The organism is Halorhabdus utahensis DSM 12940 (assembly GCF_000023945.1).
Taxonomy (GTDB): domain Archaea; phylum Halobacteriota; class Halobacteria; order Halobacteriales; family Haloarculaceae; genus Halorhabdus; species Halorhabdus utahensis.
In genome coordinates, this window is record NC_013158.1 from 3,063,615 (window position 1) to 3,086,142 (window position 22,528).

At 62.6% G+C, this 22,528-nt stretch carries 22 protein-coding genes; 10 read left to right on the forward strand and 12 right to left on the reverse strand.

The window, feature by feature from the left end; translation table 11 throughout:
- Positions 1-42: 42 nt before the first annotated feature.
- From HUTA_RS14580 to HUTA_RS14595, 5 genes are all read right to left on the reverse strand, one after another.
- The gene (locus tag HUTA_RS14580) at positions 43-1,509 is read right to left on the reverse strand and encodes a sodium-dependent transporter (protein ID WP_015790698.1); all 1,467 of its coding nucleotides are present in this window, start codon (positions 1,507-1,509) and stop codon (positions 43-45) included.
- On the reverse strand, positions 1,502-1,660 hold the full coding sequence (locus HUTA_RS15415) for a MetS family NSS transporter small subunit (RefSeq protein ID WP_015790699.1): 159 nt from the start codon (positions 1,658-1,660) through the stop codon (positions 1,502-1,504). The genes HUTA_RS14580 and HUTA_RS15415 overlap by 8 nt, the downstream gene beginning before the upstream one ends.
- Positions 1,657-3,138 carry a sodium-dependent transporter gene (locus tag HUTA_RS14585; protein ID WP_015790700.1) on the reverse strand — a complete coding sequence of 494 codons (1,482 nt, stop codon included), beginning with the start codon at positions 3,136-3,138 and terminating at the stop codon, positions 1,657-1,659. The genes HUTA_RS15415 and HUTA_RS14585 overlap by 4 nt, the downstream gene beginning before the upstream one ends.
- 169 nt (positions 3,139-3,307) lie before the next feature.
- Positions 3,308-4,021 carry an SDR family oxidoreductase gene (locus tag HUTA_RS14590; protein WP_015790701.1) on the reverse strand — a complete coding sequence of 238 codons (714 nt, stop codon included), beginning with the start codon at positions 4,019-4,021 and terminating at the stop codon, positions 3,308-3,310.
- A 54-nt stretch (positions 4,022-4,075) separates the two neighbouring features.
- A complete protein-coding gene (locus HUTA_RS14595; RefSeq protein ID WP_015790702.1) occupies positions 4,076-4,843 on the reverse strand; it encodes an SDR family oxidoreductase in 768 nt (255 codons plus the stop codon).
- A 250-nt stretch (positions 4,844-5,093) separates the two neighbouring features.
- Here HUTA_RS14595 and HUTA_RS14600 point away from each other — a divergent pair, with 250 nt between their 5' ends.
- Genes HUTA_RS14600 through HUTA_RS14615 form a run of 4 tightly spaced genes read left to right on the forward strand, consistent with a single transcriptional unit; the run spans position 5,094 to position 10,184 of the window.
- Positions 5,094-6,014, forward strand: a complete 921-nt coding sequence (locus HUTA_RS14600; protein ID WP_015790703.1) for an ABC transporter ATP-binding protein — start codon at positions 5,094-5,096, stop codon at positions 6,012-6,014.
- Positions 6,015-6,016: 2 nt separating this feature from the next.
- Positions 6,017-7,864: an ABC transporter permease family protein gene (locus HUTA_RS14605; RefSeq protein ID WP_015790704.1), complete on the forward strand. Its 1,848-nt coding sequence runs from the start codon at positions 6,017-6,019 to the stop codon at positions 7,862-7,864.
- A complete protein-coding gene (locus HUTA_RS14610) occupies positions 7,857-8,942 on the forward strand; it encodes an ABC transporter permease (RefSeq protein WP_015790705.1) in 1,086 nt (361 codons plus the stop codon). Before HUTA_RS14605 ends, HUTA_RS14610 begins: the two co-directional genes overlap by 8 nt.
- 57 nt (positions 8,943-8,999) lie before the next feature.
- Positions 9,000-10,184: a radical SAM protein gene (locus HUTA_RS14615; protein WP_015790706.1), complete on the forward strand. Its 1,185-nt coding sequence runs from the start codon at positions 9,000-9,002 to the stop codon at positions 10,182-10,184.
- A gap of 23 nt (positions 10,185-10,207) precedes the next feature.
- Here the strand turns inward: HUTA_RS14615 and HUTA_RS14620 are convergent, their stop codons facing one another.
- Positions 10,208-11,182, reverse strand: a complete 975-nt coding sequence (locus HUTA_RS14620; protein ID WP_015790707.1) for an oxidoreductase — start codon at positions 11,180-11,182, stop codon at positions 10,208-10,210.
- A gap of 82 nt (positions 11,183-11,264) precedes the next feature.
- Positions 11,265-11,477 carry a hypothetical protein gene (locus HUTA_RS14625; RefSeq protein WP_015790708.1) on the reverse strand — a complete coding sequence of 71 codons (213 nt, stop codon included), beginning with the start codon at positions 11,475-11,477 and terminating at the stop codon, positions 11,265-11,267.
- 142 nt (positions 11,478-11,619) lie between these two features.
- On the opposite strand from HUTA_RS14625, the gene HUTA_RS14630 reads away from it, so the two are divergent.
- Positions 11,620-12,963, forward strand: coding sequence for an FAD-dependent oxidoreductase (locus HUTA_RS14630; RefSeq protein ID WP_015790709.1), 1,344 nt, complete (start codon positions 11,620-11,622; stop codon positions 12,961-12,963).
- Positions 12,964-13,019: 56 nt separating this feature from the next.
- Here HUTA_RS14630 and HUTA_RS14635 read toward each other — a convergent pair whose 3' ends face one another.
- From HUTA_RS14635 to HUTA_RS14650, 4 genes are all read right to left on the reverse strand, one after another.
- Positions 13,020-13,526 carry a hypothetical protein gene (locus HUTA_RS14635; protein WP_015790710.1) on the reverse strand — a complete coding sequence of 169 codons (507 nt, stop codon included), beginning with the start codon at positions 13,524-13,526 and terminating at the stop codon, positions 13,020-13,022.
- Entirely contained in the window at positions 13,526-14,065 is a 540-nt protein-coding gene (locus HUTA_RS15735; RefSeq protein WP_015790711.1) for a winged helix-turn-helix domain-containing protein, read from the reverse strand. Before HUTA_RS15735 ends, HUTA_RS14635 begins: the two co-directional genes overlap by 1 nt.
- Positions 14,066-14,171: 106 nt before the next feature.
- Positions 14,172-14,507: a DUF5615 family PIN-like protein gene (locus tag HUTA_RS14645; protein ID WP_015790712.1), complete on the reverse strand. Its 336-nt coding sequence runs from the start codon at positions 14,505-14,507 to the stop codon at positions 14,172-14,174.
- Complete coding sequence (locus HUTA_RS14650; protein ID WP_015790713.1) at positions 14,504-14,791, reverse strand: DUF433 domain-containing protein; 288 nt, start codon at positions 14,789-14,791, stop codon at positions 14,504-14,506. Before HUTA_RS14650 ends, HUTA_RS14645 begins: the two co-directional genes overlap by 4 nt.
- Positions 14,792-14,906: 115 nt before the next feature.
- Here HUTA_RS14650 and HUTA_RS14655 point away from each other — a divergent pair, with 115 nt between their 5' ends.
- The 4 genes from HUTA_RS14655 to amrB all read left to right on the forward strand — a co-directional run bounded on the left by HUTA_RS14655 (position 14,907) and on the right by amrB (position 18,945).
- On the forward strand, positions 14,907-15,884 hold the full coding sequence (locus tag HUTA_RS14655) for an aldo/keto reductase (protein WP_015790714.1): 978 nt from the start codon (positions 14,907-14,909) through the stop codon (positions 15,882-15,884).
- An 80-nt stretch (positions 15,885-15,964) separates the two neighbouring features.
- Entirely contained in the window at positions 15,965-16,126 is a 162-nt protein-coding gene (locus HUTA_RS15715) for a hypothetical protein (protein WP_015790715.1), read from the forward strand.
- 77 nt (positions 16,127-16,203) lie between these two features.
- Positions 16,204-17,952, forward strand: a complete 1,749-nt coding sequence (locus HUTA_RS14660) for a hypothetical protein (protein ID WP_015790716.1) — start codon at positions 16,204-16,206, stop codon at positions 17,950-17,952.
- 141 nt (positions 17,953-18,093) lie between these two features.
- The gene (gene amrB, locus HUTA_RS14665) at positions 18,094-18,945 is read left to right on the forward strand and encodes an AmmeMemoRadiSam system protein B (protein ID WP_015790717.1); all 852 of its coding nucleotides are present in this window, start codon (positions 18,094-18,096) and stop codon (positions 18,943-18,945) included.
- Here the strand turns inward: amrB and HUTA_RS14670 are convergent, their stop codons facing one another.
- Positions 18,946-20,220 (reverse strand): tRNA (N(6)-L-threonylcarbamoyladenosine(37)-C(2))-methylthiotransferase, encoded by a 1,275-nt coding sequence (locus tag HUTA_RS14670; RefSeq protein WP_015790718.1) that lies wholly within the window; start codon positions 20,218-20,220, stop codon positions 18,946-18,948.
- Positions 20,221-20,472: 252 nt separating this feature from the next.
- Here HUTA_RS14670 and HUTA_RS14675 point away from each other — a divergent pair, with 252 nt between their 5' ends.
- Positions 20,473-22,422 carry a PGF-CTERM sorting domain-containing protein gene (locus HUTA_RS14675; RefSeq protein ID WP_245529114.1) on the forward strand — a complete coding sequence of 650 codons (1,950 nt, stop codon included), beginning with the start codon at positions 20,473-20,475 and terminating at the stop codon, positions 22,420-22,422.
- Positions 22,423-22,528: the final 106 nt, after the last annotated feature.

Sequence of the window (22,528 nt, forward strand, 5' to 3'; positions counted from 1 at the left end):
CATGCTGACAACCTCGGACCAACCGACGTGACTCTGGCCCGCTCACTGGGCCAGCGCAGTGATCTCTTCCCGGAAGACCAGCGCGTGGGCGAGGCCGATCACGACGATCGCGCCGGCAAGATATCCCCATGCGGGGACCCCTCCAAGCATCTCACCGAGCGTCGCCAGCGCGGCTGGCAGGCCGCTGAGGATCGTGAACGCCAGGAAGATCGGGAGCACCGTGGCGATCAGTATGGCCCAGGGGCGCGCGAGCGCGTCGGTGACTGCTCCGCCGCCGAGGCGCAGTTCCTCGGTCGCCTCATCACGCAGGATCCATACCGCAAAGAGCAGGAAGGCCAGCAGGCCGCTCGCGAGGCCGAGGTTTGCGAGATTGTCCGCGAACAGCGCGAACACGTCGCTTCTGAGCGCACAGACCGTCCCGGTCGCCGCGAACAACAGCGTGATGCCGACCGCCGCGCGTTCGCGCTCGATCGCGTGTTCGTCGACGAGGTACGCGACGAGCACCTCCATGATGGAGATCGCACTCGACAGCGCCGCCATCGCGAGCACGAGATAGAAGACTGCGCCGAGCGCCCGCCCGAAGGGCAACTGACTGAACGCCTGGGCGAGGCTGACGAAGATCACGCCGGGACCGCCCGTCCCCGCCTCGATCGAGCCGAAGGAGTAGATGATCGGGAAGACGACAAAGCCGGCGAGGACCCCGATCGCGGTGTTGAGCACGGCGATCGAGCCCCCGTCGATGAACAGCGACCGATCCTCATCGAGATAGGAGGCATAGGTCAACATGACGCCCGCGCCCACTGAAAGGGTGAACAGGGCCTGTCCGGTTGCGGCCTCGACGACCGACACGAAGTTATTCGCCAAATAGTCAAGGTCCGGTGAGAGGTAATACGAGAGGCCAGCGCCAGCCCCCTCCAGGGTGAACGCCCACACGGCGAGCCCGATCAACAGGGCGACGATCCCCGGCACCATCACCTTCGTCGCGCGTTCGATCCCGTCGGCGATACCGAAATAGACGATCCCGCCGGTGAAGCCGATGAAGACGAAATGCGCGATCAGCGCGGCTGGACCGAACGAAATCGCCCCGAAGTGGGCTCCCGGCGCACCGAACGCGGTAGTCTGGGCGAGACCCGCGCCTTTCAGGAGGATGTCGCCACCCAGGCTGTCGAAGACGTACCGGAGCACCCACCCGCCGGCGACGCTGTAGAACGTCAGGACGATCAGCGACGTGAGCACAGCGATCCAGCCGATGGGTCGCCACGATGACGATTGGAGTCGTTCGAACGTGCCGACGGGATTGCGCTCCCCGCGCCGGCCGACGACGAACTCGCCGATCAGGCCCGGGAGTGCGATCGCGAACACGATCACGAGATAGACGCCCAGGAACGCACTCCCGCCGTTCTCGGCGGTCATCCACGGGAACCGCCAGACGTTCCCCAGGCCGACAGCCGATCCCACGGCCGCGAGGATGAACCCGATCCGGGTCGTCCAGGCGTCGCGCTCACTCATCGCCCTCTCCTCCCTGGTCGTCGTCTACCGACTGGCCGTCGCCATACCCGCCCGACTGGAAGGCGATCCACAGCGTCACGGCGAGGCCGCCGAACAGGAACACGAAACCGAACACGGCCATCGCGAGTGCCCCCGGGTCGATCGCAGTCATGCGTCGTCACCTCCGTTCGCGGCAACGGTGTCTGCCCGTTGCGTGACGTAGGAGGATATCGCCGCGGAGAAGACAATCACCAGCGGCGCGATGAGGCCGGTCTTTCCATCCACCACGATCTGGGAGAGGATCGTATAACCCAGCGCCGTCGGCACGACGATCTGGAGGACGACCGCATACAGCCGCGGGGGGATCGAGAAGTCGCTGACAGCGTTGGCGGCCTCGGCGATCCGTTGGCCGCCGTCGAACGCGCCGACGCCGTAGACCCATCCGAAGATCAACGTCTCGCCCAGCGCGATCATCGGCAGCGTGTAGGTCGCACTCGAGGTATCGAACATCGAGAGCAACTGCAGCGAATCGCCGACCGCCTCGCCACTGCCAAGCAGTCCGAGTGGCCCCTCGAGCGCGATCACGAGGCTCAGGGTGACGCCCGCCAGTGCCACGGCGTTGACGGTTTTCGCCCGGCTGAGGCCGAGTTTCTGCCGCAGCGGTCCCACCTGCGCTTCCGCAAGTGATAGCGACGAAGAGAGTCCTGCAAGCGTCAACAGGAGGAAGAATACCGCGCCGACGATCGGCGTGAACGGAATCGTCTGGAACGCTTTCGGGAGCACGACGAACGCGAGGCCGATGCTGTCGGTCGCCGTGGCGTCCGCCGCGAGCAGATACGGGAAGATCGCAAAGCCAGCGAGGAAGGCAAAGCCACAGTTCGCGAAGGCGATGATGAAGGCGTTGTTGGTGATGTCCTGGTCCTCTGGCTGATAGGACGCGTACGTGATCATGATCCCCAAAGCGACGCTGAGTGTGAAGTAGATCTGTCCGAACGCACTGATCCAGATGCTCGGATCGGTCAACGCCTCAAAGTCCGGCGTCAGATAGAACTCCAGGCCATCCAGACCACTGGGCAGCAGCATCCCCCGCACGGCGAGCAGGATGACAAGCACCCAGATGAACGGGACGAACAGCTTGTTCGCCCGTTCGAGACCGTCTTCGATGCCCAACCGAAGGATGACATAGTTGATCGCCCATACCACGATGACGCCAGCGACCGGATACCACGACGTCAGAAACGCCTTGAACGCCGTGAACAGATCGCCAGTCGGCAGTGTGGACCCGTGGGTGAGTGCGAACACGATGAATGCTGCCGACCACCCCAGGATGACGACGTAGTAGGCGTTGACGATGAAGCCATTTAGCACGGCCCACCAGCCGAGGAATTCGCTCTCTTTGAACTTCTCTCGAATCGCGAGCGGCGTCGTCAGTCCGGTTTCACTGCCGAGCCAGACCTCGACGAGGAGCACCGGGATGCCCGCCAGGAGCAACGCAGCGAAATACGGTATCAGGAAGGCGCCGCCGCCGTTGGCGTGGACCTGATACGGGAACCGCCAGATGTTCCCGAGTCCGATTGCCGATCCCACGGCCGCGAGGATGAACCCGATCCGCGTCGACCACGATCCTCCATCGGTTTCGTCGACACTCATACGTGGCCTCGTTTCATATACTCCCAAATTAAAACGTCGATATTTGCCGGGAGTTGTCAGAGTCGGAGTGTGACGTTTTCACCGAGATTTAGAAGGGAGATACACAATCGGGCAGATTCACTGCAGGTGCCGACATTCCTATTTGCTTTCTGAATATCTAATAGTGTGGTCAGGTCTGGCCAGAGACGGGGATCGATCCACCGTTGACCGGGGCCGCTGCCTCGCTGCAGAGGAACTGAATCACGTCGGCGATGTCGGCGGGATCGACCCATTCGTCGTGATTCGCATCCGGCATCATGTCGCGATTCGCCGGTGTATCGATCACGTCCGGAAGGATGGCGTTCGCCCTGACCGTCCCTTCGTTCTCGACAGCGATCGATTCGGTGAGCAATCGAACACCGGCCTTCGAGGCACGGTAGAGGGCGTCACCGCTCCCGCCTTCGAGTGAGGACTTCGAGGAAACGGTGACGATTGAACCCCCCGTTTCCCGCAGGTGTGGGAGGGCGTGTTTCGTGGCGAGAAACGCCGTTCGGAGGTTCACATCGACGAGAACATCGAACGTGTCAGTCCCGGTTTTGTCGACAGGATTGCCCCCTTGCCAGGTCCCCGCGACGCACACCAGCGCGTCTAGCCGCCCATGATCGGCGAGGATCGTTTCGACGAGCGCCTGGACGGCTGGCTCGTCGGTGAAATCAGCCTGGTAGGTCTGGAGACCTTCCTGCTCAGCGGCAAGCAGATAGCCATCAGCGGACGGGGCGATCACGTCCGCGGCACACACGGTTGCGCCCGCGTCGAGGAATGCCTCGGCCGTTGCACTCCCGAGCGCACCGCCTGCACCGGTCACTAGCACGACGTGGTCACTGAAATCGAAACTGATTGCCATACCGACCGTTGGCGCGTTTCACCGATAAAAACTGCCCCGCGAGTCTCGACGCCGTTACTTTACCGTGAAGCCGCTGTCGACGGTGAGTGCCTCGCCGTTGGTGAAGGAGGCACCGTCCGAACACAGCCACAGGACGGCGTCGGCGATCTCCTCGGGCTGGCCGAGGCGACCTTCGGAGTGCATCCCGGCGATCCAGTCGCGAACGTCCTCGTTGGTCGTGATCCCGGCGTCGTCCAGCATCTGGGTCTCGATGAACCCGGGACAGACCGCGTTGACCCGGACCCCTTCCTCGGCGTATTCCCAGGCGGACGTTTTCGTCAGTCCGAGTACACCGTGTTTCGAGGAGACGTACGCTGCAGAGTTCTCGAAGCCAACTTTCCCGAGGACCGAGGCCATGTTGATGATGACACCGCCGTCGTCCTGGTCGGTCATCGCACCGAGTTCGGCCTTCATCGAGCGCCAGACACCGTTCAGGTTGATGTCGATGGTGCGCTCGAATCCGTCCTCCTCGACGTCGCCAGTCGGGACCTGGTCGCCACCGACGCCCGCGCTGTTGACCGCGTAATCGAGTTGACCGAACTCCTCGACGGCCGTCTCGACCATCGTCTCGACGTCGTCCATACTTGTTACGTCCGTATGCACAAAGACGGCGTCACCGCCAGCCTCCTCGATCTCGGCGACGACATCCTCACCGGCGTCGTCGACGTCCGCAACCACGACCGCGGCGCCGTTCTCGGCGAACTGAATCGCTGTCTCTCGGCCGATTCCAGATGCGGCACCGGTGATGGCCGCGACGCGGCCTTCGAAGTCATACTGTGTCATTACGGTCTCCGCTTACACCTCCAATCATATAATCAACGCGTCCACAGTCTCAGTACTCGGGAAACACACCATCATTTACATATCTTGGGAGCTAAATTCCAGTTTCAGACGCTCTTTGTTCGGGTCAGGGAAGAGTACGGCCTCCTCGATGGTCTGTCGCGGTCGAACTCCCGAATCCAAGCCAATCGAGCTATCAGATTTGATCCGCGGAGCCAACATATAGGTTCGTCCGACCGCAAGGGGTGGATGAATGATCGAGGTTCGGGACCTTCGCAAGGAGTACGGCGGCTTTGCCGCCGTTGAGGGGAGTACGTTTTCCGTCGACCGCGGGGAGGTGTTCGGTATCATCGGCCCGAACGGCGCGGGCAAGACGACGACGCTGAAGATGCTCGCCGGCCTGATCGAACCGACCGCCGGCGACGTCCAGATCGCCGGGCTCGCTGCCGACGATTCAGCGATGCGACGACGCCTGGGGTTTCTCCCCGAGGAATCGCCGCTCTACGAGGAGATGACGCCCATCTCCTATCTCACCTTCTTCGCCGACCTCTACGATGTACCCGAAAACCAGGCGATCACGCGCATCCACGACACGCTCGACAGACTGGATCTCCAGCACCGCGATCGGCCGTTGGGTGACATGTCCAAGGGGATGAAACGCAAAGTCGCCATCGCCAGATCGCTGATCAACGATCCCGACGTGTTGGTCTACGACGAACCCGCGAGCGGTCTCGACCCGCTGACGACGAACTTCATCATCGACTTCACAACCGAACTCGCCGAGGCGGGTAAGACGATCGTCTTCAGTGCGCACAACCTGTATCACGTCGAGAGCATCTGTGATCGCGTCGCGATCATGAACCAGGGATCGATCGTGGCCCGCGGTCCCCTGGAGACCCTTCGAGAAGAACACGGTGAGACGACCTATCACGTCTATACGACGATCGAACTTCCGGGGAGCGAACAGCAGAATGGCCGATACGTCCGAAGCGTGAATTCGATGGGCGAGGTCGAAGCGACCCGTGAAGACGCCGCCGAACGCGGGGGCGAGGTCGTCGACATCCGGACCGAAGAGGCGAGTCTCGAAGAAGTATTCTTGAACGTCGCCGACGAACCCGCCCAGGCCGCCGCGACCGGGACGACGGGGACGGGGACCGTCGATCCGGGTGAGTAAGCGTGCGTCTCAAGAAGGTACTCCGGATCGGCTGGTGGGAGGTAACGAAGAACGCCGGCGGGATCGACCGCCGGACTGCGGCTGTAACGATCGGTGCCATCGTCGTTCTCGGCGCGCTCGCCCCGCTGATCGCCAGTCAGGGCGTTGCACTCGATGCCGGCCTGTATCGCGTCGGCGTCGACGAGACGAGCCCCTATTACGGTGTCGTCGACCGCGATCCGACGTTTGCCGTCGAGCCCCCGACTCGCGACGGCGTCTCCTCGGGGCAGGTCGAACTGCTGATCGAGGGATCATCTGTCGTCGACGTTGCCGACTCCCCGAAAGGAAACGCTGCACTGACCGAGTTGCGAAGTTCGGTACAGGCGTATAACGACTGGCTGATGGACCAGGAGAAAAACCAGACTGCCGCCTATCCGGTTTCGGTGACGACTGACCCCGTCGATCGTGGGTCGCTTGGGCCGTCAGGAACCGATGACGGAAGTCCCAACGGTGGGACGTCCGATGGGGGCGACACGGGAACGAACGGCGACACGGGCGGTGACAGCCCGGGCACGGGCGGGCCCGGTACTGGTGGTACTACGGGCGATAGCACGGACAGCGGCGGCGGTGGGCTCCCCGGCGGCCTCGGCGGGTTTGCCGGGAGTCTCGGGGGCGGGAGTACGACCGGATCACCATCGGACCTTGCGCCGCCGTTCCCGTTTGGCTCGCTCGTGCTGGCGTTCGTGTTCGTCCTGCCGCTGAACTTCGTGATCCAGGCCTACGGGAGTTCGATACTCAGCGAGCGACTCAATCGCCGTGGGGAACTCATGCTCGTCTCGCCGGTCACGCGAGGTGATATCATCGCCGGGAAGACGCTGCCGTACTTCCTCGGCGCGATGATTTTCGAAGTACTGCTAACTGCCGGTCTGGTCGTGTTTGCTGCAGACGGGGCGAGCGGGTTCGTCTCGATACTGGCAGTGATCCCGCTCGTGTTGCTCTTTCTCGGGGCGACGTTCCTCGCGGGAATGTTCGCCCGGTCGTTCAAGGAACTCACGTTCCTGACGGTCACGATCACGGTCTCACTGACGAGTTACGCGTTCGTCCCCGCGATTTTCACCGACGTGACACCGATCGCCCTCATCTCGCCGCTGACGATCGTCGTCCGGGATATCCAGGGCCAGGCGATCGGCCTCGTCGAGTTCGTGTTCTCGACGCTCCCGCCGCTGTTGACGGCGGGTGTCCTCTTCGGACTGGGTGCCGGCCTGTACCGCGAGGAGGACATGTTCACCCAGCGGCCGGTTCCGCTGAAAGTCCTCGACTCGCTTTCCGGCCGGATCAAACGGCCGACGAGCGCGGCGAAGCTGTCGATCATCCTGTTGCCGTTCATCCTCGTGACCGAACTGGTCGCCGTCGCGATGGCCTATCCGATATGGCTCGGCGCGCCCGAGGTGGCGGTCTTTTTCGTGCTGGTCGCTGTCGCCGTCATCGAGGAGATCGCCAAGAGCATCCACATCTACGCGGGATTCGTCCACCGGAAGTACGAACGCACAGTTGCGAGTGCTGTCCTCGTCGGATCGCTGTCGGGACTCGGGTTCTTCCTCGCGGAGAAACTCGGCCTCATCGCGCAGTTGCTCGGCTCCGATCTGCCCGACGTACAGCAGGCAGCCTTGACGACTGGGGGCGCGGAGTACGGCGTCTCACCGCTGCTTGCCCTCGGCCTCCTGCTCGCGCCGTTTGCGCTACATGCGGTGACGGCGACGATCTCGGCTCTCGGTGCGGTTCGGAGTCGTCGTGGATACGCCGTCGGACTCGTTCTCGCGATCATGATCCATCTAGCGTACAACCTCACGGTGGTGAGTTTCCTTGTCTGATCAAAACGCCGAAGCGAACGGATCGCTCCTGGCAGACAGCCGACTGACGATCGCTCGCCGGGACATCGCCTCGCTCTCCCGGGAGAAGACGATCGTCCTTGCGCTCATCATCCAGCTATTCATCGCTGCGTTCTCGTCGTTTCTCGTCGTCGGGCTGACGTCGCTGTACGATCCTGGCTCCGTTGAGGCCAGCGGGATCGACGTGGGTGTCTCCGGTGACGTGACGGCGGAACTCGAAGACGCGGCGGCAGCCGTCGACGGGATCGAACTCACGCCCTATACCAGCAAGGACCAGGCGATGGAGCGCTTCCAGGATCGGTCCGTCCAGGGGGTATTACATGCCGAGACTGTCGACGGGCAGATACAGGTGACGGCCACCGTTCCCCAGGGGAGCATCGAATCGACGCTCGTGATCGTCCAGCTCAGGTCCGTCCTGGAGGAGCTCGAACGGACCGAGCGGATCGACCGAAGCGAGTTCCTCGAATCGCCACCCGTCTCGCTTCCAGCGGAGACGAGTTCGAGTCCGTACTTCGGGTTCACCTACACGGTGCTCGTTCCCCTCCTGCTGTTCTTGCCGCCGTTCATCAGCGGGTCGATCGCCGTCGACGCGATCACCGAGGAGATCGAACGCGGCACGCTCGAACTCCTGCGGGTCGCGCCGGTCTCTCTGAGTGATATCGTCGACGGCAAGGCACTCGGCATGGCGATCCTGGCACCGCTCCAGGCGATCCTCTGGATCGTATTGCTGGGTGCCAACGGCATTGCGATCCGGAACGTCCCGGCACTCGTACTCCTGGTGGCGGCCACCGCCGTGCTCGTCGTCGTCTTCGGGATCGTCCTCGGTCTGTTGACTGGGAAGCGACAGCAAGCACAGCTTCTGTATTCGGTGCTGGTCATCGGCGCGTTCGGCGCACTCGCGCTGTTGCCCGAACACTTAGCGACCGTCGCCGCGAAGCTCGCGGTCGGGAGCGCAACGACGGTGACGACCGCGACCGTCGCTGGCGTGGCTGTGGCTGCGGTCGTCGGCTATGCCACGATGCGCCGGTACGTGACACGAATCGACCCCGAACGATTCTGACCGGTGAGAATCGTCCGTGGGCTTTTGCCCATCTGGGACGACGATCCGTTGAGACGAATGACCGAGGACCACCCACACGGTGATGGCCAGTCACCGGAAGCAGGCCACCCCGGCGGCCATCCTGGATCGTCGGCCCCGGGTCACGACGGTGGCTCCCCGGGGACGACGGATTCGGGCCATCCGGGCGGTCATCTTGGAACCCGGAACTACGACGAGCGACCGTTGATCGTCACCTGGGAAGTCACCCAAGCCTGCGAACTCGAATGTGATCATTGCCGGGCAGAGGCCCAACCCGAGCGTGATCCAGCGGAACTGTCGATCGAGGAAGGGAGAGCATTCATCGATTCCATCACTGATTTCGGTCGGCCACAGCCAATTCTCGTCTTCTCCGGTGGTGACCCCCTGGAGCGCCCCGATCTCTTCGAGTTGCTGGATCACGCCGCTGATCGTGACGTCACGACAGCCGTCACCCCCGCGCCGACGGACAATCTGACCGAGGCCGTGATCGGCAAACTCGCCGACGCTGGCGTCGAGCGGATCGCGCTCTCACTGGACGGGGCAACCCCGGAAGCCCACGACGAGTTCCGCGGCGAGGAGGGATCGTTCGCCCGCGTCGAGCAGGCTGCCCGGCAGGCTCGGGAGGCCGGGATGGAGATCCAGATCAACACGACCGTCACGGCGAACACCGTCGAGTATCTGCCCGAGATCGCCGCCATGGTCGAAGCGTTCGACGCCGCAATGTGGGAGGTGTTCTTCCTCGTCCCCATCGGCCGCGGCGAGGAACTGGCCCAGCTCGATCCAGGCCGGACGGTTGACGTGATGGAGTGGCTCTATCGACGTGGCCGCGATGCCCCGTATCGAGTGATCACCGTCGAAGCACCGCACTATCGGCGGGTCGCCGACGAATTCGAACGTCGCGAATCAAGCGAGGGGGTCCGCGTCGGCTCGACGCGGGCGGGCAAGGGCTTCGTGTTCGTCAGCTACGAGGGCGAGGTCTACCCGTCGGGATTTCTCCCGCAGCGCGGTGGGAACGTCACGGACCGGAGCCTGGTGGACATCTACCGCAATGCCGACCTGTTCCGGCGACTCCGGGACACTGAGCAGTTCGTCGGCTCCTGTTCGCGCTGTGACTATTTAGACGTCTGTGGCGGTTCCCGGTCACGTGCCCATGCTGTCACAGGCAATCCGCTCGCGAGCGACCCGCTGTGTCCGTGGGTCGAGCGGGTGGATGACGCCACATGATCGTCGCGGTAGGGCCCCGCCGATCAGTTCGCAGACGTAGCATCCGGTGCCTGGGGATCTGGCAAATCGTATGAAACCCCAGTGAGATCGACCGAGACGTCCCAGAGTTGCCTGGCAAGTTCGTCGTCGTACGATCGGTCACTTGATCGTTGGATCACGGGAGCACCGCGCATGTTCATCAACCCGCCCGGGCCGACGTATTCCCCGCCAGCGACGTCGGCGTCGGTCCCAGCCATCAGCATCGGGAGTGCTCCCGTGGCTGCGGACTGGGCGAACACCGCATTCGCGAGCTTCATCATCCACAGCCGGAGTTTCGACCCAGCGAGTTCGGGACCCCGACGCTGGAGGTTCGTCGCGGCGAACCCAGGATGGCAAGCGACGCTCGTGACCTCCGCATTTGCCGCCCGGAGTCGCCGGTCGAGTTCGTAGGCGAACAGCACGTTCGCGAGTTTCGACTGGGCGTAGGCGTCGAACCGGTCGTAGGATTGTTCGCCGTGAAGGTCAGCGAAGTCGATCTCCCCACGTTCGTGGAGGCCACTGCTCTGCGTGACGATCCGCGTCTCGCCTGCAGTCTCCCGAAGGCGGTCGAGAAGGAGGCCCGTGAGCGCGAAGTGGCCGAGGTGGTTGACGCCGAACTGCGTCTCAAATCCGTCCTCGGTCTCGCTCCGTGGGATCGCCATCACGCCGGCGTTGTTAGACAGGACGTGCAGATCCGAATACTCCGTTCGAAACGTCTCAGCGAATGACCGCACCGAATCCAGATCGGCCAAATCGAGTTCCATGACCGAAAGCGACGGATCGGCCACGGCGGCACGGATCTCCTCACTGGCCGCGTTCCCGCGGTCGAGGCTTCGGCAGGCCATGACCACGCGAGCACCATTCTCGGCGAACGCTTTCGTCACCTCGAAACCGATCCCGCTGTTGGCTCCCGTGACGACGACAGTCTTCTCCGACTGGTCGCCCATCGCCTCCGGACCCCATGTTTCGGAACTCATCATGTACCGAACGGCTGTCACGCCGATAAGTGGATCGCCGCCACAGGCGGATTCGCTCTGATCACATTCGGTCGAATCGGTCCGCCTATGCGTCCCAGCGGACGTCTACGATCTTCTGCCGGTCGTCACCGGCCACGACCGTGCCGATGACGTCGCCGTCGTCTCGCTGCGCGACGTCGATCTGTTCGTATCCGTCTGTCACGATCTCGCGGACGTCCGCCTCCAGATCGTCGGCCTTCTCGACGCCGAGTCGATTTTGACCACCGATCTCCCGAACGACGATCGGATATTCTGGCATGATTGCACTGTAGGCAGATCGCCGATAAGTGTCTGTCGTCGCACCCGCCAGTCACAGCAATCCGCAAATCGGTGTCGAGGCAGTGGCTTCCCCGGCCAGATAACTCAAGTGTCCGTGACCCGTCCGTGTGGACACTTCTATCATGCAAGGCGAATACGACCTGATCATCGTCGGCGGGGGTATCAGTGGCGCATCACTGCTGTATACCGTCTCGAAATTCACCGACCTCGAGTCGGTCGCACTCTTCGAGAAAGAACCGGAAATCGCGGCGATCAACTCCCACCATACGAACAACTCTCAGACGCTCCACTTCGGGGACATCGAGACGAATTACTCCCTGGAGAAGGCCGAGGAAGTCAAGGAGGGGGCCGAGATGGTCGCTGGCTATCTCGAAGCCAACGATTCCGACCGAGAGATGCACGCAAAGCGGAGCAAGATGGCCCTTGCGGTGGGTGACGAGGAAGTCGACCGTCTCGATGATCGCTATCACGAGAAGGGCTTTGGCGACCTCTTCCCGAAACTCGACGCGATCGGTCGCGAGGAGATCGCGGAGATCGAACCGAAAGTCGTCGAAGGCCGCGAGCCCGACACCGACATGCTCGCCCTCCAGACGCCCGACGGCTACACGGTTGATTACGGCGAACTCGCGACGGACTTCGTCCGCGAAGTCGAGGGCGAGGAAGGCGTCGATGTCTTCACGGGAACCGAAGTCGAGTCGGTCAACGAGACCGACGAGGAGTTCCTGGTCGAGACCGAACGTGGCTGGTACCAGAGCGACGCAACAATCGTCGCCGCTGGCTCCCACAGTCTCCAGATCGCCAAGGAGATGGGCTATGGCGAACACATGTCGCTGCTCCCGGTCGCCGGGAGTTTCTTTGTCGCCGAGGAGGGGCTGCTCAACGGCAAGGTCTACACCCTCCAGATGGCAAAACTTCCCTTCGCGGCGGTCCACGGCGACGCCGAGGTCCACGACCAGGGACTGACACGCTTCGGCCCGACGGCGAAGGTCGTGCCCGCCCTGGAACGCGGGCGGCTCTCGACGGTCGCCGACTTCTTCGACGTTTTCGAACTCTCGCCGGACTCGTTCCTCAGCTACGCGAACATCCTCGCCGATCGGACGCTGTTGCCGTACGTCCTCGAGAACCTGCTCTATGACCTGCCGGCCGTCGGCAAGCGGGCCTTCCTCCCGCACGTCCAGAAAGTTGTCCCAACCGTCGAAGCGAGTGACATCGAGCGCGCGAAGGGGTACGGCGGCGTCCGCCCACAGATCGTCAACACGGAGACGAAGTCCCTGGACATGGGCGAGGCCAAGATCACCGGCGATGACGTGATCTTCAACGTCACTCCTTCGCCCGGTGCCTCGACGTGTCTGAAGAACGCGATGCGCGACGCCGAACAGCTGAGCGAGTGGCTCGACGTCGACTTCGACGAGGACTCCTTCCGCGAGGCGACGATCGGGAACTTCCCGCGCGGGTCGGCCGAATAGAGCTGTTTCAGGGACCGTTTCGCGCTATCCGTGGACGCTCACCACTTCTCCAAGAGTCAGAGCGACTCGACGGCGGTGTCTAAACCGACTGGCCGTCCATCATCCCATTCGACAGCAATGACGAGATCGGACAACGCGTCGAGCCGACGTTCGAGTATGTCCAGTGGATGCGTATCGAGAAACCGGGCCGGTCTGTGCTCGACAGTCCTCGATCCGTCATTCACCTGAACGTGGACGGGGCCGAGATCGTCGTGCGTGTCGTCCTGATGCCACCCGACCAGTAGGTCGCGATCCGGTTCGATCCAGTTGCACCAGTAGTGTTCGGACGGGTCGCCCGTCCGGAGACGGAACCCGACTTCGATCCGTGCCGTCGTTGCGGGATAGTCTGGATCGTCGAGAAATTGCCGAGGATCCACCTCACCGATCACGCGGTACTGGCCAGCATCTCGCGGTTCGGTTCGCCGCCGTCGCACGTCGGTAAGTTCGCCGTCGAGTCGATTGTGGATCCGATCGTGGAGGCGCTTGCTCTGGAGGTTCCCTCGGTTTGCGAGAAAGACGACCATTATGCGAAGGTGGAGGGAACGTCAGTCCGTGGTGAAGACAGTTCGACAACGTCGTCGTACAACTGGAGGGCGTGCCTGACGAGCCGCTGTTCCGTCTCGATGGCTTTCCAGGTCTCGATGACGTTGCGACGCTCGCGTATCTCCGCCGCACTCAATTCCGCCTCCGCCAGCTGATCCCGAAATTCCGACAGCGAGTCGGCATCGAACTCCGCCGCTAACTGTTCTCGCTCCTCGGTCAACTCGGCGAGCTGTGATTCGAGTTCCTCCCGCGAATGCTCGTCAATGCGGTCCGTCACCTCGTCGAAGAGCAGGCGGACAGGGTTCAGATCGTACGCTTTGGTCCCCTCGACTGTCGTTTCACTGACCCAGTCGTCGTCCGCAAGCTGTTCGAGTTCGTCGTCGGCCGTCGCCCGGGAGACGTCCGCCCTGTCGGCGATTTCCCCCACCGGTGTCGCCCCCTCCAGCGTCTCGGCGACTCGGCGCACGCGCTCACGGCCACTGAGCGTCTCCGTCCACGTTCGCTGATCCGATTCGCCCATCTCTATGCGTGGTTGCCGCCGCTCGTTCAAATAATTTGGCCTCGGTAAAATATACAAATCTCTGGCCGAATTTCACTGTAGGTCCCAATGGAGTAACTGAACACATTCACAGCCAATTGCCCGGCACGAAAAAGACAGTGCCCATGAGACCGTCGGCAAACGCTTCGATCCGTCGAACTGCTGTGGCAATCTCTCCTGGCGTCGCGGCCGTGTCACACGCGAGGACGCCGGGATGGTCCCCGACCTTGCGTTCAGGATCGGCTCCCCGGAAGTCTGTGTCTTCACTCAAGATTACTCGATCTGTCTCACGGGCATATGCCAACAGCGTCGTATCCTCTGCACCCAGTGCAATCTCGTCACCGACGGTCACGATATCGTGTCCTTCGCCCCGGAGCGCAGAAACGTACGCTGGCGGAATGTGTTCGTCAGCCAGCACCCTCATGCCTGTTGCTGTGCCTCTTCGTCGAGATCGTCCGGACCGCGAACGACAGTGAGATCGTCCGAGACGGAATTCGTCTGCACCTCGCGCATTTCGTCCGGGTGGTCGTAGTAGTAGACGAGAGCGCGGTGGACATCAGCGATGTCAAGGTCGTAGTCAGCAGCGACCTGTTCCGTGGACTCACCGGCGTCAATGATTCGTTTGGCGATGTGGTGGACGCCAATGCGTCTCCCCTCGATACGGGGAGCACCATCAAGCACGTCAGCCGTCGTCACGATTTCACTCATTGTGTCATTGTAGGCCGTGATCGCTAATAAAGTCTGGTCGGGAAGCTGTCTCAGTCGACTGTCACCCGGGTCTCCACGACCGAACCCTTTTCTCTTCGCCGGACCTGCCCCGGCCATGGAGTACACGACCCTCGGCTCGACTGGTATGGAGGTCAGCCGGATCTGTCTCGGCTGTATGAGCTTCGGGAGCAGCGACTGGCGCGAGTGGGTCCTCGACGAGGAGGGGAGTCGCGAAATCATCGAGCGCGCGATCGACCTTGGAATCAACTTCTTCGATACGGCCAACATGTACTCCTTGGGCGAGTCCGAGCGCGTCCTCGGGAACGTCCTTTCCGAGTACGACCGTGACGAGCAGGTCGTGGCCACGAAGGGGTTCTTCCAGATGGACGACGACAACCCGAACTCGGGCGGACTCTCCCGGAAGGCCATCGAGCAGGAACTCGCAAACAGCCTCGACCGACTCGGGATGGAGACGGTCGACCTCTATCAGACCCACCGCTGGGATTACGACACGCCGATCGACGAGACCCTCGCCGCCCTCGACGCCGCCGTCCGCCGCGGGCAGGCCCGTCACGTCGGCACCTCCTCGATGTGGGCCCACCAGTTCGCCGACGCCCTGGCGACCAGCGAGCGCGAGGGACTCGAGCGCTTCCAGACGATGCAGAACCACTACAACTTGCTGTACCGCGAGGAGGAACGCGAGATGCTCCCGCTCTGTGAACGGGAGGGAGTCGGCGTCATTCCCTGGAGTCCGCTGGCGCGTGGCTATCTCACCCGGCCACACGAGGAATTCGACGCGACGACGCGCGGCGAGACCGACGACTACGCCCGCGAACACCCCTACTTCGAGGGTGGTGGCCGCGAGATCAACGAACGCGTCGCCGAACTCGCTGCCGACTACGGCGTGACGATGGCTCAGATCGCGCTGGCGTGGCTGCTCCATCAGGACGCCGTCGACGCGCCGATCGTCGGCACGACGAGCGTCGAGCATCTCGAAGACGCCGTCGAAGCCCTGGAGATCGACCTCAGCGAATCCGATCAGGCCTATCTGGAAGAACCGTACGAGCCAGTTCCGGTTTCCGGGCACGAGTAATCGTTTCGAGGCGTGGGACCACGGCGTACGGCGTGGTCGAGATATCAAGTTATTTCAGAGATCCGACTCTGGATCGACGTATGGTCCTGCAGTTCGTCCTCCCTGCCGTGTTCGTGTTCGCGTTCATCATGGTTTCGGCGTACGCTGGCGCGCTTCGCGCGCTGGAAGTGTACTTCGATCCCGACGCCGACAGCATCTTTCTCTCAGATGAGGCCGAACCGCCGCGTGTTCGACGGGAGTAATCGGAATCCCGGTAAGGAAGAACTCGACGATCCGGACAACCCATAGTATTTAATCGAACCGGCCGTGTCAGGGACATATGGCTGAAATCGACATTTCCGGTGACGACGATGGGTCCGACGTGGATGCCCCGTCGTCCGGATCCCCGCTCCCGTACTTCCTGGGAAAACGAGTGGTGATACTGGCAATCATCGTCGGCATCGCCTTCCTGGTCCGGCCGTTGGTCCACGGTGTGGTCTACGCCGCGCTGTTCTCTCCCTCCGGACTGGTCCTGATTGGCGGTGGCACCGTCACGGCGCTGATACTGTGGTTTTACCCGCCCTGGCGACTCGAACGTGCGAAACGAGAATCGAACCTTGTCTCGATGCTGTTCGAGGACGACCAGACGTCAGTCGACGGGATTGTCGTGGGTGGTGGATCGGCGATGCGAAAACTCCGGATTTTCGGCGGCGTCCTCAGCATACTGTTCGTGCTCTCGATCCTCGTGAGCGTGCCGGCGGCGGCACTCGAACAGCGAACGCTGGCCCAACAGACGATGGCCGACGCGACCGAGGTAGAAGAGTTCCCACAGGCCAATGCGAACAACCCGCGTGTTATTCCGCGTGAAGTCTCGGACGTGACGACCCGCGGGTCGGTGTCCTACCGAACGCACCGTCTCGGGACGAGCGATATCGCCAGACAGGAAGACGGCTCGCTGGCGTGGTCCTATCCCATCGAACCGGACGGCGCCCGGAACAAGCTACTGGACAACCAGCGCGGCGTCCTCGTCGCCAACATGACGTCGATGGACGCCCAACAGATCAACGTCTACGAAGAAGACTTCACGTACGGCGAAGGGATGTGGCTGCACCGGTCGGCACGGTGGAACGTCAAACTCGGCGGGTTCTTCTCGAAGTACAACGACGATGCCGTCGAGTTCAGCCACGACGGCACGCCGTATCTGTACTACCCGAAGACGGGCCACGAGTGGCACCTCCTTCCGTTCCCGCACACGACGCCGAAGTGGAACGGCGGGGCCCTGGTCCATCCCGACGGCACCATCGAACATCTCACACCTGAGGAGGCACAGGCGAACGAGATTCTCGATGGCCAGCGCCTCTATCCGATGACGTTGACGCGCTCGGAGACGGGTTCGCTCGGGTACCGCGAAGGAATCATCAATCAGATGCCGGTCATCGGCGCACACGAGGGACAAATTGAGGTCGCTCATCTGCCGGAGGGTGCCGACAACGAACAGCCGTTCGTGATCGATCTCGAGGGCGAGCAGATGTCCTACGTCACGGCCATGGAACCCTACGGCGAGGACACCCGCGGCCTCGACGAGGTGTGGTTCGCCGACGCCGACACCGGCGAGTACACCTACTTCGGCACCGACGAGGAGACGCTGACGGGGCCAGAAAAAGCGATGGGAATGGCCCGGAACGCAGATTCCCAGACTGGTTGGGGAGATAACTTCGTGGTCACTGAGCCAGTACCGGTGACTGTCGACGGCGACCTCTGGTGGCACATCAAGGTCGCGCCGGTCGACTTCACAGACGTGACCCGTAGCGTCTTCGTCAACGCCGATGCCAACAATGCGATCGAACTCAATGATGACGCGGCGATCCGGAAGTTCCTCCGCGGCGACATCGACGATAGCGACCTCACACCCGGCGAGAACGGGACCGATGTCGAACCGGCACCGGACGACGAGAACATCCTCTACTACGTCCTCATCACTGACGAGAACGGCGACATCGTCGATCGTATCCCGGTCGAACGCGGCCAGGACACCCAGATCGTCGCACCGGACGACGAACGAGTCTTGGGTAACGAAAGTAGCCCCTGAACGCATCCGGGCTGTTTGACACCGTTTCGAGATTTCTCACAAACGTTGAACTACTGGCGGTTGTATTGGCTCGTATGATACAGCGACACATTGCTATCACCGGGTTGCATTGTCCCGACGGACCGGCCGGAGGTGAGCGAGATGGCTAGCACCCGCCACCCCGCGGTCGCCGGTCGGTTTTACGTCCGCACCGAACCATCCCTCCGCGAGCAGATCGAAGCCGCCTTCACTCACGAAATCGGGCCTGGGTCGGTACCGACGGCGACGGCCGGCCCGCCAGCTATCACTGGACTCGTCGCGCCACATGCCGGCCTGCCGTTCTCCGGTCCACTCGCCGCCCACAGCTACGCGGCGCTCGCAAAGTCGGGGACGCCTGAGACAGTCGTCATCATTGGGCCGAATCACACGGGCGTCGGTGCTGCCGTTGCCGTTCCCGGCGACGACGAGTGGCGAACGCCGCTGGGCTCAGTTCCGATCGACAACGGCCTCCGCGATCGAACTGTCGCCGAAACCGACGCAAGTGTTGATGACCGTGCCCACGCGAGCGAGCACGCCGCTGAGGTCCAACTCCCCTTCCTGCAACACCTCTACGACGATTTTGCGGTACTCCCGATCTCCCTCCGACGACAGGATGCCGACGTGGCCCAAGCACTCGGTGACGTCCTCGAAACACATGCCGGCGAGGGGGCGGTCGTGATCGCCTCGAGTGACTTCACCCACTACGAGCCACACGATACGGCGATCGGGCGTGACGAACTGGCGCTGGATCGGATCGACGCGACCGATCCGGCGGGGCTGATCGAGACCGTCGAGCGTGAGGGACTGTCGGTGTGTGGCTACGGGGCCATCGCCGCGATGCTCTGGGCGAGTGGTGCTGACAGTCAGGTCGACGTGCTCGCACACGCCACCAGCGGCGACACCGCCGGCTCGCGAGACGAAGTAGTCGGGTATGCGTCGGTCGCCGTCCGTGGTGGAGTCGACGACGAAGTCTGATCAGGCCGTCTTCGCGACGGCGCGGATCGGTTCGCCGAGCGCGTAGACGGTGTTGTGACCGGTGATCTCGACGTCGACGAAGTCCCCCAACTCCAGCCCCATCGATTCGGCCTCCGGGATGGCGACCTGGCGGTGGGCCTCGTCGTAGCCAACCAGCGAGTCCTCGGTGCCGTCCTGGGTCAGCAACACCGTGTGCTCCTCGCCGACCATCGCGTCGTGGGCCGCCCCGACGACGTCCATCTTCAGGTCGGTCATCGCCGAGGACCGCTCCTTCTTGATCGTCCCGCCGAGGCCGTCCAGCTCGGCGGCGTCCGTCCCTGGACGCTTCGAGAAGCGTGTTACGTTGACCTTCTCGGGTTCGACGTCGCGGAGCAGGTCCAGCGACTGCTGGAAGTCCGCGTCGGTTTCGGTCGGGAAGCCGACGATGAAGTCGGTCGCGAGCGTCCAGTACTCCAGTCTTTCGTCAAAGGCCGCGACGATCTCCTTGAATTCCGGCGTCCGGTGACGGCGGCGCATGTCCACGAGGACATCGTCGCTGCCTGACTGAACCGGCGCATGTAGGAAATTGTAGAGTTCGTCGTGTTCGGCGAAGACGTCGGCGAGTTCCTCGTGCATGCCGTAGACGCCCTTCGGGTTCGCCATGCCGACTCGGACGCGGAACTCGCCCGGGAGCTCACAGATGCGGGTGAGCAGTTCCGGGAGCTTTCGCTCGCCGTTTTCGAGGCCGTACACACCGGTGTCCTGCCCGGTGATCCGGAGTTCGCGCGCGCCAGCGTCTAAGAGTTCCCGGGCCTTCTGGACGTTCTCTTCGACCGGTGGGGAGTCGATCGTCCCGGTCGCCTGCTTGGTGATACAATACGAGCAATCCGATAGACACCCACGAGCGATCGGGAGAATACCGGTCACGTCGTCGAGCACAACGTCGGTGTCCGGCGTCGCAGTCGGACACTCGCCGTTCCGGACGTACTCGGCAACCTCGTCCCAGTGGAGGATTTCGGCGTCGACGGCGGCATCGTCGAACGCCTCGCCCTGGGCGAGTGCCATACAACCGGTGATCACGAGGTCGGCTGGCGTTTCCTCGTCGAGTTCCGCTGCCCGTCGAAGCATGTTCCGTTCGGTCTTCTCGACGACAGTGCAGGTGTTGAGGATCGCGACGTCGGCCCGCGAAGGGTCATCGACAGGATAGTGGCCGCCCTGGCGGAGCCGCCGCTCGATGGCCTGGCTCTCGCCCCGATTGGACGTACACCCATACGTTTCGATGTGATAGCGGGCCATCCGTAGCTATGACTACGGTCCGGGAGTCAAAAGGACGGCGAAAGCGGTGGCCTCAGGCAGCCTTGATTGGTAATTGTTTACACGTTGTTTCTCCCCAGGTATCGTGTCGTAACAATTATTGGGCCGATTACAGTACACCTAGACGCAACGATGACGAAACGAAACCTTGCCGTCCTGATAGTGGTCGCGGCGTGTGTACTCGCTGGCACCGCCGTCGCGGCTGCGGACAATGGGGACCCAGGCGTACCGCCAATGAACGATACGGACTCCGCCGACGAAGCGTATGTCAGTGACGATGGGAGCGTCATACTGGCATCGCACGGTGGGAGTGCTGCTGAGACTGCTGGCGAGTTCGGCATGAACGTCTCCGACGGGCTTGTGTTTGGAAGCTTCCAGCAGCCGGTCGAGACGAACGTGACAGGCGCGTTCAGCATGGCCGCCAACCAGTCGCAGGTCAACGCGTCGGGTTCGCTCGCGATGCCACGGCCTGAAACTCTCCAGTCACTGGACGTGACCGTCGACAGTGAGACCTCGGCCGAAAACTCGCGAGCCGATATGGACCTCCAAACGACCGTCGCCCTCCCGGAGGACTCCCAGCAGCTTGCGATGATGTTCGACCAGTTCACGACCGCCGGCTCGGCCACGATGACCGGGTCGTCCTTCGAGACGCAGGGCAGCGCCGAATGGTCGGCGATGACCGGCATGGAGGCCCAGGAACACTCCCTTGACCTCCAGGCGACTGACCAGGGCCACGTTCTCGAGGTCAGCCAGTCCTACAACGTCAGCTCGTTCGCCGCAGAGCAATGGAACACCCGCGAGAAAGCGGTCCAGACACTCGAAGGGCAGTTCATGATGGTCGCACAGATGGTCAACGGGTCCGCCGACTTCACGATGGACTCGTACAACTTCGAGTCGGGCGATTCCGGTGGCCATCTCGACGTGGAATATACCGTCGAACTGCGTGGTATCCACGACTTCCTCCGCCAGGGGCTGCTCGAGTCCCTCGCACAGAGCGGCGCATTCGGTGAGACCACCACTGAGGATCTCGATGTCCAGCTCGACGACGTCGCGATCGAGCGAGTGGCCGTTGACGTCGAGATCAACCAGGGCTCCGGAGCTGCGAGCTGGAACGTCTCTGTTGATGGGTACGACCAGCTGGCTCTCGCGTACATGGACGCCGTTGCACGTGCCGACGACAGCGGTATGCTCGAAAACCAGTCCGAGCAATTCGAAAAACAGTTCGCCGCCATGGAGGCGGCAGATCTCTCACAGACTGGAACCTGGGACGTCACCGTGTCGACGACATCCGATGGTGCTGTGCAGGCAGACGCCTCGATGCAACAGCGGACCGAGAACTGGCAAGCGTACGTGAGTGAACGGAACGCCCGCGATCTGCCGGCGATCGGTACCCAGCAGTTCAGCTTCGACGCGGCGACTGAGGGCGAGCAGGTCGTGATGGACGGCTCGTTCCTGGTCCATCAGGAGGACATGCTCGATCAGACCCTCCAGAGCTTCGAGCAGAGTTTCCAGCAATCCTCGTCGATGACGGGGATAGAGATGAATCCGTTCGCACGACTCAGCGCGGCCGAGTTCGTCGGCTCACAGTTCGACGTCTCGGTCAATGAAACACTCGTGACTGCCGACGGGTACGCCGAGTTCGGCAACCTCTCGGCGCTCACGTCGCTGATGGATGAAGAGGTGGCCGCCGGCTCGATGCAACAGATCTACGTCGATGCGGAAGATGAGACCCCGACGACGTACCTCCGTATGGAGAACATGGTCGACTCCGATAATCCCGACGAGGCGACGCTCCGAGAACACGAGATGATCACCGAGGAGACGACCATCTACCTCCCCGGCGAGTGGGAGACCCAGTCGCAGTCTGTGATGGTTGGCGACTCGGGCACGGAAACGTCGATGCTGCTGCCGATGGCGGACGACGACAGTCAGCAGTCCGACGACGGGACGCAGACCGACGAAGACACGGAAACGACCGAATCCTCATCTGATGATTCGACTGACGAACCGACCGACGAAATGACCGATGGAGAGACGGAGACGACGGCAGACACGAACGAGGGCGAGACGGAAACGACCGAGCAAGCCCCTGACTCGACTACGACCGGTGGCCCCGGGTTCGGGATTGCCGTCAGCGTCGTTGCCCTCATCGCGGTCGCGCTGATCGGATCGCGTCGCAACTGACGTCTCATCTCGTTCCGACGGTTTTCGGTTTTCTGTCTGGAGATTCTCGGACACTTGCATTACTGCCCCTTCCTCAGTCATTGCTCGATCCGATGGACTGCAGCCG